The sequence below is a fragment of the Aureibacillus halotolerans genome, assembly GCF_004363045.1.
Classification (GTDB): domain Bacteria; phylum Bacillota; class Bacilli; order Bacillales; family DSM-28697; genus Aureibacillus; species Aureibacillus halotolerans.
Genome location: NZ_SNYJ01000003.1, coordinates 112,012 through 125,844, shown reverse-complemented (window position 1 = coordinate 125,844; position 13,833 = coordinate 112,012). Strand labels below are relative to the sequence as shown.

13 protein-coding genes are annotated in these 13,833 nt (G+C 43.4%); all 13 read left to right on the top strand.

All coding sequences use genetic code 11. The features are described from left to right. Window positions 1–89 precede the first annotated feature (89 nt). Window positions 90–686: a genetic competence negative regulator gene (locus tag EV213_RS05105; RefSeq protein ID WP_133579422.1), complete on the top strand. Its 597-nt coding sequence runs from the start codon at window positions 90–92 to the stop codon at window positions 684–686. 688 nt (window positions 687–1,374) lie between these two features. Then, a complete protein-coding gene (locus tag EV213_RS05100) occupies window positions 1,375–2,646 on the top strand; it encodes a Glu/Leu/Phe/Val family dehydrogenase (RefSeq protein ID WP_133579421.1) in 1,272 nt (423 codons plus the stop codon). 145 nt (window positions 2,647–2,791) lie between these two features. Beyond that, window positions 2,792–3,790: a YpdA family putative bacillithiol disulfide reductase gene (locus EV213_RS05095; protein WP_133579420.1), complete on the top strand. Its 999-nt coding sequence runs from the start codon at window positions 2,792–2,794 to the stop codon at window positions 3,788–3,790. Window positions 3,791–3,829: 39 nt separating this feature from the next. Further along, window positions 3,830–4,795 carry an asparaginase gene (locus tag EV213_RS05090; protein WP_133579419.1) on the top strand — a complete coding sequence of 322 codons (966 nt, stop codon included), beginning with the start codon at window positions 3,830–3,832 and terminating at the stop codon, window positions 4,793–4,795. Window positions 4,796–4,889: 94 nt separating this feature from the next. Next, window positions 4,890–5,594, top strand: coding sequence for a glutamic-type intramembrane protease PrsW (gene prsW, locus EV213_RS05085; RefSeq protein WP_133579418.1), 705 nt, complete (start codon window positions 4,890–4,892; stop codon window positions 5,592–5,594). 1,427 nt (window positions 5,595–7,021) lie between these two features. Continuing rightward, window positions 7,022–7,786, top strand: a complete 765-nt coding sequence (gene sleB / locus EV213_RS05080; RefSeq protein WP_424923028.1) for a spore cortex-lytic enzyme — start codon at window positions 7,022–7,024, stop codon at window positions 7,784–7,786. 22 nt (window positions 7,787–7,808) lie between these two features. Further along, entirely contained in the window at window positions 7,809–9,167 is a 1,359-nt protein-coding gene (gene ypeB / locus EV213_RS05075; RefSeq protein ID WP_133579416.1) for a germination protein YpeB, read from the top strand. A 78-nt stretch (window positions 9,168–9,245) separates the two neighbouring features. After that, complete coding sequence (locus tag EV213_RS05070) at window positions 9,246–9,881, top strand: flagellar brake protein (protein ID WP_133579415.1); 636 nt, start codon at window positions 9,246–9,248, stop codon at window positions 9,879–9,881. Between the two features lie 46 nt (window positions 9,882–9,927). Beyond that, window positions 9,928–10,092: a DUF5359 family protein gene (locus tag EV213_RS20650; protein ID WP_166639160.1), complete on the top strand. Its 165-nt coding sequence runs from the start codon at window positions 9,928–9,930 to the stop codon at window positions 10,090–10,092. 58 nt (window positions 10,093–10,150) lie between these two features. Next, window positions 10,151–10,831, top strand: a complete 681-nt coding sequence (cmk, locus tag EV213_RS05065) for a (d)CMP kinase (RefSeq protein WP_133579414.1) — start codon at window positions 10,151–10,153, stop codon at window positions 10,829–10,831. Beyond that, window positions 10,828–11,412 carry a lysophospholipid acyltransferase family protein gene (locus EV213_RS05060; RefSeq protein WP_133579413.1) on the top strand — a complete coding sequence of 195 codons (585 nt, stop codon included), beginning with the start codon at window positions 10,828–10,830 and terminating at the stop codon, window positions 11,410–11,412. Before cmk ends, EV213_RS05060 begins: the two co-directional genes overlap by 4 nt. Before the next feature lie 159 nt (window positions 11,413–11,571). Further along, complete coding sequence (gene rpsA, locus EV213_RS05055; protein WP_424923027.1) at window positions 11,572–12,705, top strand: 30S ribosomal protein S1; 1,134 nt, start codon at window positions 11,572–11,574, stop codon at window positions 12,703–12,705. A gap of 12 nt (window positions 12,706–12,717) precedes the next feature. After that, window positions 12,718–13,770, top strand: a complete 1,053-nt coding sequence (fni, locus tag EV213_RS05050) for a type 2 isopentenyl-diphosphate Delta-isomerase (protein WP_133579412.1) — start codon at window positions 12,718–12,720, stop codon at window positions 13,768–13,770. Window positions 13,771–13,833: the final 63 nt, after the last annotated feature.

Genomic DNA, 13,833 nt, shown 5'->3' with positions numbered 1-13,833 from the left:
CATTTGAATTTAACATAAAGCACGCACCTATAGATGCTTCTATCATAGGATAGAAGAAGGCAGGTTACGGTTGAGGGAGGGCTGATCTCTTGCGCTTAGAAAGGTTAAACGTCAACAAAATAAAAATCTTCTTAACATACGATGACCTTTATGAAAGAGGCATGACAAAAGATGATTTATGGCAGGATGCACCAAAGGTTCATCAATTGTTTCGAGATATGATGAAAGAAGCCAATAGTGAACTTGGTTTTGAGGCAGCAGGACCTATAGCTGTAGAGATCTTTTCGTTGCAAGCCCAAGGAATGGTCATCATCGTCACGAAAGGTGTCGATAGCCAAAACGATGACGATTACGATGACGATTATATCGAAATGCAAGTCACACTTGACGAAAGTGATGATATTTTTTATGAGTTTGCCAGCTTTGAGGATTTTATTTCTCTATGCGCTCATTTAGTACGTAAAGGAATGCGACGTGGTCGCTTGTATGCATTCGAGAATCGTTACTTTTATAGTCTAAGCATTGAAGAAGTTGAAGAAAAAGACGTTGAAAATCTTATTGCATTGCTTGCTGAGTATGGCAATCCATCAACATTGACAAAATACCGAGTGGCCGAGTACGGAAAAACAATCATTCCCCATTCGGCACCACAGGTCATTTCAACGTATTTCCTCAATGACCGTTAAAGAATAGCTTTCTAGCACACGAATGTTGCGGGCAATGAGCACCGGACAAGACAAAGCAACGAAAAAAGCGAACGATTCTCACCCCGTTCAAGCTGAGTGAAAACGTTTGTCTTTTGAGGCGCAAAGTCTTGAGAGGAGCGGAGTTGCCCTAAGGCAATGAGCACCGGACAAGACAAAGCAACAAAAAAAGCGAACGATTCTCACCCCGTTCAAGCTGAGTGAAAACGTTTGTCTTTTGAGGCGCAAAGTCTTGAGAGGAGCGGAGTTGCCCTAAGACAATGAGCACCGGACAAGACAAAGCAACGAAAAAAGCGAACGATTCTCACCCTGTGCAAGCTGAGTGAAAACGTTTGTCTTTTGAGGCGCAAAGTCTTGAGAGGAGCGGAGTTGCCCTAAGGCAATGAGCACCGGACAAGACAAAGCAACAAAAAAAGCGAACGATTCTCACCAGCTTGAACCCTGCTGCTCACTCTTATGTGGAGAGCAGCTTTTTATTTATCCACGCAGAAATAATAAAACCATCTATGTCTAAATTGGCAACGCATACGATTTGTGCAGAGCGACATGCCATTGTCTCAGCGGATTAAAAAAATCAGCCATCTGTGCCTTTCAAATGTACCAGACAACGTGTATACTAATCTTTGACAGAGGAAAGTTAGTGCGTTAAACACAGGAGGTTTGTTGAAAGATGGCACCTGGACAATCGACGGACATGAACGAGGACCGTTCAGATATTTTAAAATCAACCCAAACTGTTATTCATAAAGCTTTAGAGAAATTAGGCTATCCTGAAGAAGTGTATGAGCTTTTAAAAGAACCGATTCGTTTATTGACGGTTCGTATTCCCATTCGCATGGATGATGGATCGATAAAGATTTTTACAGGCTATCGCTCCCAACACAACGATGCCGTTGGGCCAACAAAGGGTGGCGTTCGTTTTCATCCGAATGTTACTGAAAAAGAAGTCAAAGCATTGTCCATTTGGATGAGTCTTAAGGCAGGCATTGTTGATCTCCCTTATGGTGGCGGCAAAGGGGGCATTATTTGCGACCCTAGAGAAATGTCTTTTCGCGAACTAGAGCGATTAAGCCGAGGGTATGTGCGAGCAATAAGTCAGATTGTAGGACCTTCAAAAGATATTCCAGCGCCCGATGTATTTACAAATTCACAAATTATGGCATGGATGATGGATGAATACAGTCGTATTGATGAATTCAACAATCCGGGCTTTATCACAGGGAAACCTCTCGTTCTAGGCGGATCTCATGGTCGTGAATCGGCTACAGCAAAAGGCGTTACGATTTGCATAGAAGAGGCAGCAAAGAAGAAGAATATAGAATTGATAGGCGCTCGCGTCGTCATTCAAGGGTTCGGGAATGCGGGGAGTTTTTTAGCAAAGTTTATGCATGATGCCGGTGCGAAAGTGATTGCGATTTCGGATGCGTATGGCGGTTTACATGACCCGAACGGATTAGATATTGATTACCTGCTTGATCGCAGAGATAGTTTTGGTACAGTCACAAAACTATTCAATAACACGATTTCAAATAAAGAACTCCTTGAACTTGACTGCGATATTCTAGTTCCAGCCGCGATTGAAAATCAAATCACTGAAGACAATGCAGATGCGATTCAAGCAAGCATTGTCGTCGAGGCGGCCAACGGTCCAACGACGCTTGGTGCAACGAAGATCTTAGCTGATCGTGGTATTTTATTGGTCCCTGATGTTCTGGCTAGTGCCGGTGGTGTTACCGTTTCATATTTCGAATGGGTGCAAAATCGCCAAGGCTACTATTGGACGGAGCAGGAGGTCGAAGATCGGCTTCGTGAAGTAATGATCAAATCCTTCCAAAACATTTACACGACGTCTGAAAACCGTCGAATTGACATGCGGCTTGCGGCTTATATGGTCGGTGTTCGGAAAATGGCAGAAGCTGCTCGTTTTAGAGGTTGGATTTAGACATAAAGTGAACGTCAGAACGCAAAAGGTTGACTTCATGAGTCAGCTTTTTTGCGTTTATTCGAGCGAGTCAACTGCTGGACACCATAGGATTCCACTCCTATCACATCAAATTGAATAAGAACAGAAAGGCGGTGTTGTGCTGTTGGATACGAACAGTGCAAAGCATGAACAAGTCATCATAGTTGGAGCAGGACCATGTGGATTAGCAGCTGCCATCGCTTTACAAGAACAAGGCATAAAACCACTTGTCATTGAGAAAGGCAACATCGTTGATGCCATATCACAATACCCAACGCATCAAATGTTTTTTTCGACAAGTGCAAAGCTTGAAATTGGCGATGTGCCATTTATTATTGAAGAGCGAAAGCCGCGCCGCAATCAAGCATTGTCTTACTATCGAGAAGCCGTCAAAAAAAAGCAACTGCGCATTAACGCTTATGAAGAGGTTACAAGAGTTCAGAAACTTAGTGATGGGCAATTTTTAATAGAAACCAAAAATTCCGATGGATCTCAAACCTATACAGCAGATGCTGTAGTTATGGCAACAGGATATTATGCAAATCCAAATTATATGGGTGTACCAGGTGAATCTCTTTCAAAGGTGTATCATTATTTTAAAGAAGCACATCCTTACTTTAATCAGGATGTCGTCATTATCGGCGGGAAAAATTCTGCTGTGGATGCAGCGATGGAACTGGAAAAAGCAGGAGCGAGAGTGACGGTGTTGTATCGTGGCGATGTGTATTCGAGCAGTGTGAAGCCGTGGATATTGCCTGAATTTGAAGCGCTTGTTCGCCATGAAAAAATCGCAATGGAATTTAATGCTAATGTAACAGCAATTGAGCTACACCATGTGCACTATGAAGTAGGCGGAAAAAACTATTCAATTAAAAATGATTTTGTGTTTGCGATGACAGGGTATCGGCCAGACCATGCGCTGTTAAAGGCAGCAGGAATCGAAATTGATGAACAAACGGGGCGACCGCGTTTTAATGAGACATCCATGGAATCAAATGTTCAAAATTTATTTATTGCGGGTGTTTTAGCCGCTGGAAACAACGCCAATGAAATTTTTATCGAAAATGGTCGTTTTCACGGTGGACAAATTGCAGCGGTCCTTGCGGAAAGATTCTCAAAGTAAAAGAAAACGATGGATGACAGCGAAAAAGGAGGTCAGCCAATGGCTAAACTATTGCTAATAACAACTGGAGGAACGATTGCCAGTAAACCGACTTCGGATAGCGGTTTATTGGCATCTGGCGCGATGAGTGGCACTGAGGTTGCTCAATTATGTCAGTTGCCTCCATCGTTTGAGTTGCAAGTGCTGCCTCTCTTTCAACTTCCAAGCTTGCATCTAGCCTCTCCCCAACTTCTTGAGCTTAAGGCTGCCATTCAGACTGCTTTTGAGGATCCTGAGCTTGCAGGGATTGTCGTCACGCACGGCACGGATTCGCTTGAAGAAACCGCCTATTTTTTGGATGTGACGATTCATGATTCCAGACCGATCGTCGTTACGGGCTCCCAACGAGCGCCTGGGGATATTGGCAGTGATGTTTACAGCAATTTAAGAAACTCTATGTTTGTAGCTGTTCACCCATCATTAGAAGATGCAGGCACGGTCGTTGTGTTTAATGAGCGAATATGGGCCGCTAGGTATGCAAAGAAAGTTCACGCCTCTAATACGCAAGGCTTTGAATCATTCGGGTACGGGTATTTAGGCATTATTGATCATGATGTAGTCACACTTTATCAAAAACCTCTTCGAAGGGATGTCTTTCGAGGCGTTAATCATTTGCCAAGGGTCGATATAGTCAAATGCTTTACAAATGCAGATAGTGTTGCTCTTGATGCATTTTGTGAAGCTGGCACAAAGGGCCTTGTCATCGAAGGAATGGGGAGGGGGCAGGTGCCTCCGGACATGGTTCAAGGCATTCAAAGGGCGATCAAGCTTGGGGTTGTCGTCGTGATAACAACAAGCGCCGAGGAAGGCCAAGTGTTCCCTGCCTATGATTATAAAGGCAGTGCACATCAATTGGAGACAATGGGTGCTGTACTCGGCAAGGATTATGATTCGAAAAAAGCAAGAATCAAGCTTCAAGCCGTTCTTGCGTCTGGAATTTCTCCTGAAAAAGCGTTCGGTCGCTAATTTTATGGGACAACCCTGCTAGTTTTCTTAGGAAGGAAAGCATGGTACGATAGTCGTATCAGATTGGAGTATGAAGGAAAGGGAGGGTGTCGGGATGCTCCCCATCATTTCTGCTGGAGTAGCCCCTGGCGCTGCTCTCTTATGTTATTTTTATCTGCATGATAAATATGAGTCTGAACCATTCTCATTGGTTTTTAAAATGTTTATAACTGGTTTACTTATTGTATTTCCGATTATGTTCCTTCAATACACGATGCACCATGAAATTATCATCTCTTCACACGTGTTTGAAGCGTTTGTTGAGACAGCACTTCTTGAAGAGTTTTCAAAATGGTTTGTGCTTTATTATATGATTTATCGCCATGTAGAATTTGATGATTACTATGACGGCATTGTTTATGGAGTAGCCGTTTCTTTAGGCTTTGCTACACTTGAAAACATCTTATATCTTTTTGCAAATGGACTTGATACGGCTTTTGGCAGAGCGCTGTTACCAGTGTCAAGCCACGCGCTCTACGGTGTCATTATGGGCTACTACCTTGGCCGTGCACGCTTTAAGACGAAGGCATCTAAAATGCCATGGTTGCTCATGTCATTCATGATTCCCTTTTTACTGCACGGAGTTTACGACCTCATCATTTTGTCATTTGCGGATAACTGGATGATGATGATGATTCCGTTTATGACATTCCTATGGTGGCTAGGCCTGAAAAAGGTGAAGCTTGCGAATCGCCGAAGCAGGAAACGAAACCTCGTTTTTATGAATCAATCGAAAAGGTTTAAAGATCCACCTGCCTAATAGCTTATAAAAGCAACGAACTATGACGATGCTTTGCAAATTTCAGGAAATCCTGATGCTGCAAAGGTCGTTTTTTTGTGTTCAAAATGATGATAATACCTTACATTAGGCAGAAGCGCTTAGATATAGCTGGGTAAATCTAGAATTCAATATTAGGGTTGTTTTCTATGCAAGCTGCCATACGCTCGCTTTCCCGCTGGAGTCTCGCTAGTGGCAGCTTTTAATGATGCACTCATTATATAATGTGCCATGAAAAACAAAGAGATTCATCTAGGGCGTGTCTTAAAACTCGCTAAGAGGCATCTGTCACCGCCTTTTCGTCCCCATCTGCGTTCCTTTTCCTTGACGTACGTCCGGTACGCCTGCGAAAAAGCGCCTTGCTTGGAACGAAAATTCGGCAACATCTGCTCCCTTCAGAGTTCTCAGACACGCCCTAGTGATTTAGAGCGGAGAGATTAACTTAGTTACGTAAAAGCGATCTTTTAGAAAAAACAGGATTGTGAACATTTGTAACTTGAATTTCCTGTATACACAAGATGTCAATGGATCTATCTTACCTTACTTCCACTCAGGCACAGCCAGAGTGGAAGGTGATTTTTTCTCTGCGAAAGTTGTCTTCTTAAGCGTTCGCCAGTTTGAAATTGTGACGACAATTAGCTAAAATTCATGGTCTTTTTGAGCACTCCGTTTTTTAGTAAATCAACTTTCATACTTTACAATTGGAAGACACACTTAGATTACTGGATAAATCTGCAATTCAATGTTGTGATTGCTTTTTATACAAGCTGTCATCCGCTAGCTTTTACCAAGGGTACTCGATATAAGAGACCGAGACCAATTAAAACATTGAACAAAGAAACAAACATCAGCGTAGTCAAAATACGTAGACTCCAGCGGAAACAGCGCGAGCTGAAGATCCCGCAGGAAAGCAAGATTCCAAGGAAGCTGAAGCCGTGCCCGCGGAACGCGAAGTATTTTGACGAAGCGACCGTGATCTCTTAGCCACCCTAAAGGGAATAAGTGAAACATCGACTTCAAAGGACCTCATCGTGTTTTCTGTACCACTGGTGTCTCGCCAGTGGCAACTTTTAATGATGCACTCATTTTTTATCATGTGACTTGAATAAAAAAGTACGAAGCCCGCTTAGTTATTAAATTGCGCACCTTCCTAAAAATACCAACCCCATTCCTGCAATCTAAATGAACTCAAGAAGAGCATCCTTTCATCCGCCTTAGCTGACTGATTTTCCTACTACTCAAACACTGTGTTCCGAGAAAAGATCAGACCTTCATGAAATTCCATCGCATAATATTTTCACTGGAACAAACAATAGGAAAAAGCGTAAGTGAAAGGCAGTTTATGAAAACGGAGGAATGAAATGTTGAGACATGTAAAGTGGCTGATCGTAATTCTTGCTGTGTCTTTAATGGTTCAAGCGCCACCTTTGATGAAGGCTAATGCGTTTTCAGGTCAGGTCATTCAACAGGGGGCAACAGGAGATGATGTTATTGAGCTTCAAGCACGATTGCAATATATCGGGTTCTATAAAGGGAAGATCGATGGTGTGTTTGGCTGGGGAACGTATTGGGCACTACGTAATTTCCAACAGAAGTTCGGTTTAGAGATTGACGGTTTGGCTGGTGCGACGACGAAAGACAAGCTTGCCTCAGCAACACGTTATGATGAAGGGTATGTAAAGCAACAAATTCGATCAGGCAAAGCCTTCACGTATTATGGAGGAGCGAAAAAGTCCGATCAAGGGTCAGCCGCTCCACCGCCGGCAAACAACCAAGGAGAAAAAACCCCGCCCCAAGCTGTTAATGTTCCTGCGGGCTATTCCCAAAATGACATAGAATTAATGGCAAATGCTGTTCATGGGGAGGCCAGGGGTGAACCTTACGAAGGGATGGTCGCCGTCGCATCGGTTATTTTAAATCGCGTCGAGAGTCCAGCATTTCCAGACTCGGTTTCCGGGGTGATCTTTGAACCGAGAGCGTTTACTGCAGTAGCTGATGGGCAAATCTGGTTGACACCGGATGAGACGTCAAAGCAGGCGGTTATTGACGCCATTAATGGCTGGGACCCAAGTGGCAATGCGTTGTATTATTTCAACCCAAATACGGCGACATCTCCATGGATATGGACGCGTCCACAAATTAAACAAATAGGCGAGCACATCTTTTGTAAATAACAACTTGGAAGGAGACCGACTCATGGTACGTAATGTTATAATTGCTGTTTTAGCCCTTGGTGTCCTTGGTGCAGGGTATTGGGGATACCAGGAGCAGCAGCAAAAAGAAGCCGTCATGATTCATGCAGAAAATAATTACCAGCGTGCCTTTCATGATCTCGTCTATCGTGTGGGCTACTTAAAAGATAAGGTCGGTACATCGCTTGGTATGTCGTCTTCGAAACAAATGACAAAAGCCTTAGCAGATGTGTGGAAAGTGTCCTCAGAGGCGCAAGGCGACGTTGGTCAGTTGCCATTAACGTTAATGCCGTTTAATAAAACAGAAGAATTTCTATCAAATATTGGCGAGTTCTCCTATCGAACGAGCGTACGGAACTTGGATCAAAATCCGTTGGATGAAAAAGAACTTGCCACACTGCAAAACTTGTACGAAAAAGCGGATGAAATCAATACAGAGCTGAAAAATGTCCAACACAAAGTGATCCATGATAAACTTAAGTGGATGGACGTACAAATGGCATTGGCTTCTTCAAAAGAACCGATGGATAACACGATCGTAGATGGCTTTAAAACGGTCGAGGACAATTCAAAAAAATACAATGCCAACACAGACTTTGGCACAGATGTGCAACGTTTGAACGATCACCGCAATGCAAAGCATACGTTCTCAGGTCAGCCGATATCGCAAAAGCAAGCCGTACAAGAAATGAAACGTTTTTTTGAACTTAGCGGCCCATGGGACGCTAAGGTTTCAAAAAATGGCGGTGGAGCCGACTACGATTTTTATTCTGTTACACTTTCTAACGACAACCACACTTACAGTGGTGATATATCGAAAAATGGCGGTGTGCCTATTTGGCTGCTTAACCGACGAGATGTCGCAGAAACCAAGCTGTCGCTCAACGAAGCGGCTGAAAAAGCAGCCTCATTTTTAAACGCACATGGCTATAAGAATGTGGTATTGAATGAGAGCATGCAGTTTGATAACGTTGCGATGTTCACCTTTGTAAAAACAGTAGGGGAAGACATTCGTTATTTGCCGGCGTCGATCCGCATGAAAATAGCGTTAGACAATAATGATATTCTCGGCTTTGATGCAAGGCAGTACATTGTGGAGAATCCGTCAGATGCGAGCAAGTTAAACACGACCCCAACACTAACACAAGAAGAAGTGACCGCACAGCTTACGAAAGCATTGGACGTTCAGCAAGTGACGACAGTATTTATTGAAAACGATTTAGGTGAAGATGTGCTCTGCTATGAGATTTTAGCTTTGAAAAAGGATGAAACGTATAAAATTTATATCAATGCTGAAAACGGGGATGAGGAGCAAGTAGAAAAGCTAGAATCCGCAGAAGCAGTGTATACGGACGAAGTTTAACCTGAAGGAAAGGGAAGGCATAGTTTGCTTTCCCTTTTCTTCTTTTTCATGGCATAATAATAGGAAAGGGGTGAGTCTATGGAACTAGGCACAAAGGTTCGTTTTTTCTTAAATGATGTAACGAGACGTGAGTATAATGCATCAATTGTCGATGGGGATGAAAACGTTGTCTGGATTGCGATGGATGAAGAGATGGTAAAGCATAGCTCGGAAAAAGAAGTAGCCTTTACGTTTTCCTTTATTAATAACGAAGGAACGATGTATACGTTTCGAGGTCATGCGATTAATCATCGAAAAGAAGGCAATGTATGGATGGCGGCATTCTTAAAACCACAGCATCAGGATTTGCACAAAATTCAACGACGCCATTTCTTACGATCAGAAGTGTCTTTAAGTGCTGCCATTTATCCATGTCGCCAACAATTTGCACCGTTTGTTACAAGTACACATGATTTAAGTGGCGGTGGGGCGGCTATTTGGTTGCCGAATAAGAAAGAGCTAGAAGCGGATGAGCTCATAACACTCTATTTGCTAGTGCCTGAAAAGAACCAGCGTCCCACGATTATAAAAACGACATATCGTCCAATTCGTGAAGTCATCCAAGAAGATAAGCGTCGTCAATGGGCAGGAGAATTTATGGAGATCCATGAAGAGGATCGTAAACGCCTTATCCGCTTTTGTATGCAGCGTCAACTTCAAGAAGCAAGGGTATAACGAAGCAATTGCTGAGAGATCCTACCCTGTAAAGGAGTTGGGCTCTATGAAAAAAACCGAGCGAATACTTATTATCATCGTGCTTTGGCATTTCGTGTTTGTTTGCACGGCCCAAGGCTTTATCCGCTTTTTTCCTGAGACATTGGTGCACAAAATATCATTGTATGAAGGCATATTTAATATGGACGAATCCCCTCCTCAAAGAGGTTAGACCAGGTGCTAAACGTATGGTATGATGAGTGAAAATAGGATGGGGAGTCAAAAAGGTTATGCAGCAACAGATCGCTATTGCAATTGATGGGCCAGCGGCTGCGGGGAAAAGCACAGTCGCGAAGAAGATTGCCGATTATTTCGGTTATATATACATAGATACTGGCGCCATGTATCGAGCATTTGCTTGGTATGTGTTAACGAATGAAGCAGACCCTAAAAATGAAGAGCAATCAATTCAGCTTCTTTCCTCATTTTCTCTTACGTTAGAACGAGAAAATGGGAAAACATTTGTCATGGTTAACGATCATGATGTGACTAAAGAGATTCGTTCCAATATTGTTAGTCTTCACGCATCCTCAGTTGCGGCTTACGGTGCGGTGAGAACGAAAATGGTTGATCTGCAACGAGATATGGCCAAGCACGTATCCGTTGTCATGGATGGTCGCGATATCGGCACAAATGTGCTTCCAAATGCGGACGTAAAAATTTTTCTAATTGCATCCGCAGAGGAACGAGCTGAACGTCGTTATCGGGAACTCATTAGAAAAGGCGAGGACGTCTCGAAAAATCAACTGCTCACTGAGATTCTAAAGCGTGACGCCCAAGATTCAAGCCGACAGATTGCACCATTAAAAAAAGCTGAAGACGCAGTTGAAGTCGACACGACGTCTCTTGCATTGCCAGAGGTTGTGACAAAAATTATTAATGAGATTAGACGGAAGGTGCCTGCCAAATGAATCTATATCCACTTGGTAAAGCCTTGTCAACAGGCTTCGCGAAGACAACGTTTAGGTTAGAGGTGCATGGCAAAGAGCATGTCCCTAAAACGGGTGGTGTACTTTTGTGCTGTAATCATAAATCAAACCTGGATCCGGTTATTCTAGGTGTTGGTTGTCCGAGGGAAGTGCGGTACATGGCAAAGGAAGAGCTTTTTAAAGCCCCTGCCGGAAAATGGCTTATGGAATCGCTCAAAGTCATTCCTGTCAAAAGAGGACAATCAGATAAGCTTGCCTTGCGAAAAGGCTTGGCTGTTTTGCAAGAAGGTGAAGTGTATGGCATGTTTCCTGAAGGCACACGGAGCAAAACAGGAGAGCTTGGTGAAGGTTTAGGAGGCGCAGGCTTTTTTGCACTTCGTTCGAATGCAGCCATCGTACCAAGCGCGGTGATTGGAGATTACCGTATGTTTGGCAAGCTTAAGCTTGCTTTCGGTCCGCCGATTTCTTTTGAGAGTGCGAGAGAGGAAAAACTATCCTCAAAGGAAGCAACTGAGTTGATTATGAGCAAAATCTCTGCTTTAATAGAACAGTACAAGGAATAGTAATGACTTGACAAACTAGAGTATTTGTAAGAAGTTAGACAAAAGAACTTTCGTAGCACTAAGGAATGGAAATTACTTACTTTCATTGGTGGAATACGTGGTTTGTTGGTATTCAAGGAGGTTGTTTAGATGGTTGATGAATTGAACCAAGAACAGGAAATGTCCGACATTAAGACGTTCACTGCAGGCGATATAGTGAAAGGAAAAGTCACTAAAATCGAAGATAAGCAGGTACTTGTGGATGTGGGCTATAAAGTCGATGGGATTGTACCTATTAAATCTCTATCCAGTTTGCATATTGAGTCCCCTGCGGATGTTGTTGAAGACGGACAAGAGCTTGAGTTAAAGGTCATAAAAGTAGATGACGATGAACTTATTTTATCTAAACAGGCAGTTGACGAAGCAAAAGCCTGGGAAGATCTTGAGAAAAAAGCGGAAAACGGTGAAACGTTTGAAGCAGAAGTGAAAGAAGTTGTTAAAGGTGGTCTTGTTGTAGACCTTGGTGTGCGTGGGTTTATTCCCGCATCTCTCGTAGAGCGTCATTATGTGGAGAACTTTGATGATTACAAAGGGCGCACACTTTCGCTAAAAGTACTAGAGTTAGATCGCGAAAAAAATCGTGTGATTCTTTCTCACCGCGCTGTTGTGGATGAAGAAATCCACAATAAAAAGAAAGAAACACTTGAATCACTTGAAGCTGGGCAAGTACTGCCTGGGACTGTTCAGCGTTTAACCGACTTTGGTGCATTTGTTGATATCGGTGGAATTGACGGACTGGTTCACATTTCACAACTGGCACATCATCATGTTGAAAAACCATCTGATGTGGTTGAAGAAGGGCAAAGTGTGAATGTTAAAGTATTATCAGTAGACTTGGACAACGAGCGGATTTCTTTGTCTGTTAAAGAAACATTGCCTGGACCTTGGGAAGAGGTTGCTACAAAAATCAGTGTTGGCGATGAGCTTGACGGAACAGTCAAACGACTTGTCTCTTTCGGCGCTTTTGTAGAAGTATTGCCAGGTGTTGAAGGTCTTGTGCATATCTCACAAATCTCAAACCGCCATATCGGAACACCTCATGAGGTGCTTGAAGAAAATCAAGAAGTGAAGGTTAAAGTTCTTGAAGTAAACCCTGATGAGCATCGCGTTTCTCTAAGTATCCGTGACTTGCTTGACGAGCCTGAGTACGAAGAAGCGACACCGGTAAAATACGAGAATGACGATGATGACGATAACAATTCAGGCGTGAAGCTTGGCGACATCTTTGGAGATGCCCTGAAAAAATTTAAATAATGGTGTGATGTTGTGAATCGTGAACAGAGAAAACTGGATCATATTCAAGGCGCTCTGACAACTGGATTTTCTGGAAACAGTGGATTCGATTGTGTCACCTTTGTGCACCAGAGCCTTCCTAAATGTGATGTAGCAGACATCTCACTACAAACCGAGATAGGCGAACTTACTCTAAGTTCGCCTCTTTTTATCAATGCGATGACGGGTGGCGGAGGAAATGAGACCTTCAATGTGAATCAGCGCCTTGCGCGTATTGCAAAGGAAACAGGTATTGCAATGGCGGTTGGTTCCCAAATGGCTGCCGTGAAGGATGAACGTCAGGCACGGACATATCGCATTGTTCGAGAAGAAAATCCCGACGGTGTGTTGTTTGCTAATTTAGGTATGGATGCCACGGTGCATCAAGCCTTAATGGCCATCGATATGATCGAAGCGAATGCGTTGCAAATCCATTTAAATGTGATTCAAGAGCTCGTAATGCCAGAAGGCGATCGAGAGTTTTCACGTGTCCTTCATCAAATTGAAGCTATCGTGAAAGCTGCGCAAGTTCCTGTCATTGTTAAGGAAGTCGGCTTTGGCATGAGCTGGGTGACGGCAAGAGCCCTTCATGAAGTGGGAGTCTCAGCTGTCGATGTAGGCGGTTTCGGAGGAACGAATTTTTCTAAAATCGAAAACAGTCGACGGACGAGGCAAATGACTTATTTTAATGACTGGGGGATCCCTACTGCCTTTTCATTGGCGGAGCTTCGTTTAAGTGGAGTGTCCCTGCCCGTGCTTGGATCTGGGGGAATAAATGATCCATTGGCAGCGGTGAAGTCCTTTTCACTTGGAGCCTCTGCGGTTGGAATTGCCGGGTTTGCCTTACGGACTCTCCATGATTCAGGGGATGAAGAATTGCTAGGTGAATTGAACAACTGGTCAGAGGATTTCAAAATGATAATGACGGCATTAGGTGCAAAGAACATCGCTCAGATGAAAAACGTTCCTCTCGTTGTAAAAGGCGATTTGTACCACTGGTTGACTGAACGTGGCTTTAACACGAAGCGCCTAGCGGCGACAACGTAAACCAAGCGTGCGCATCTTTGTCCGCGACGCTTGGTTTTTTAAGTGGAAGCGTGATGATTGAAC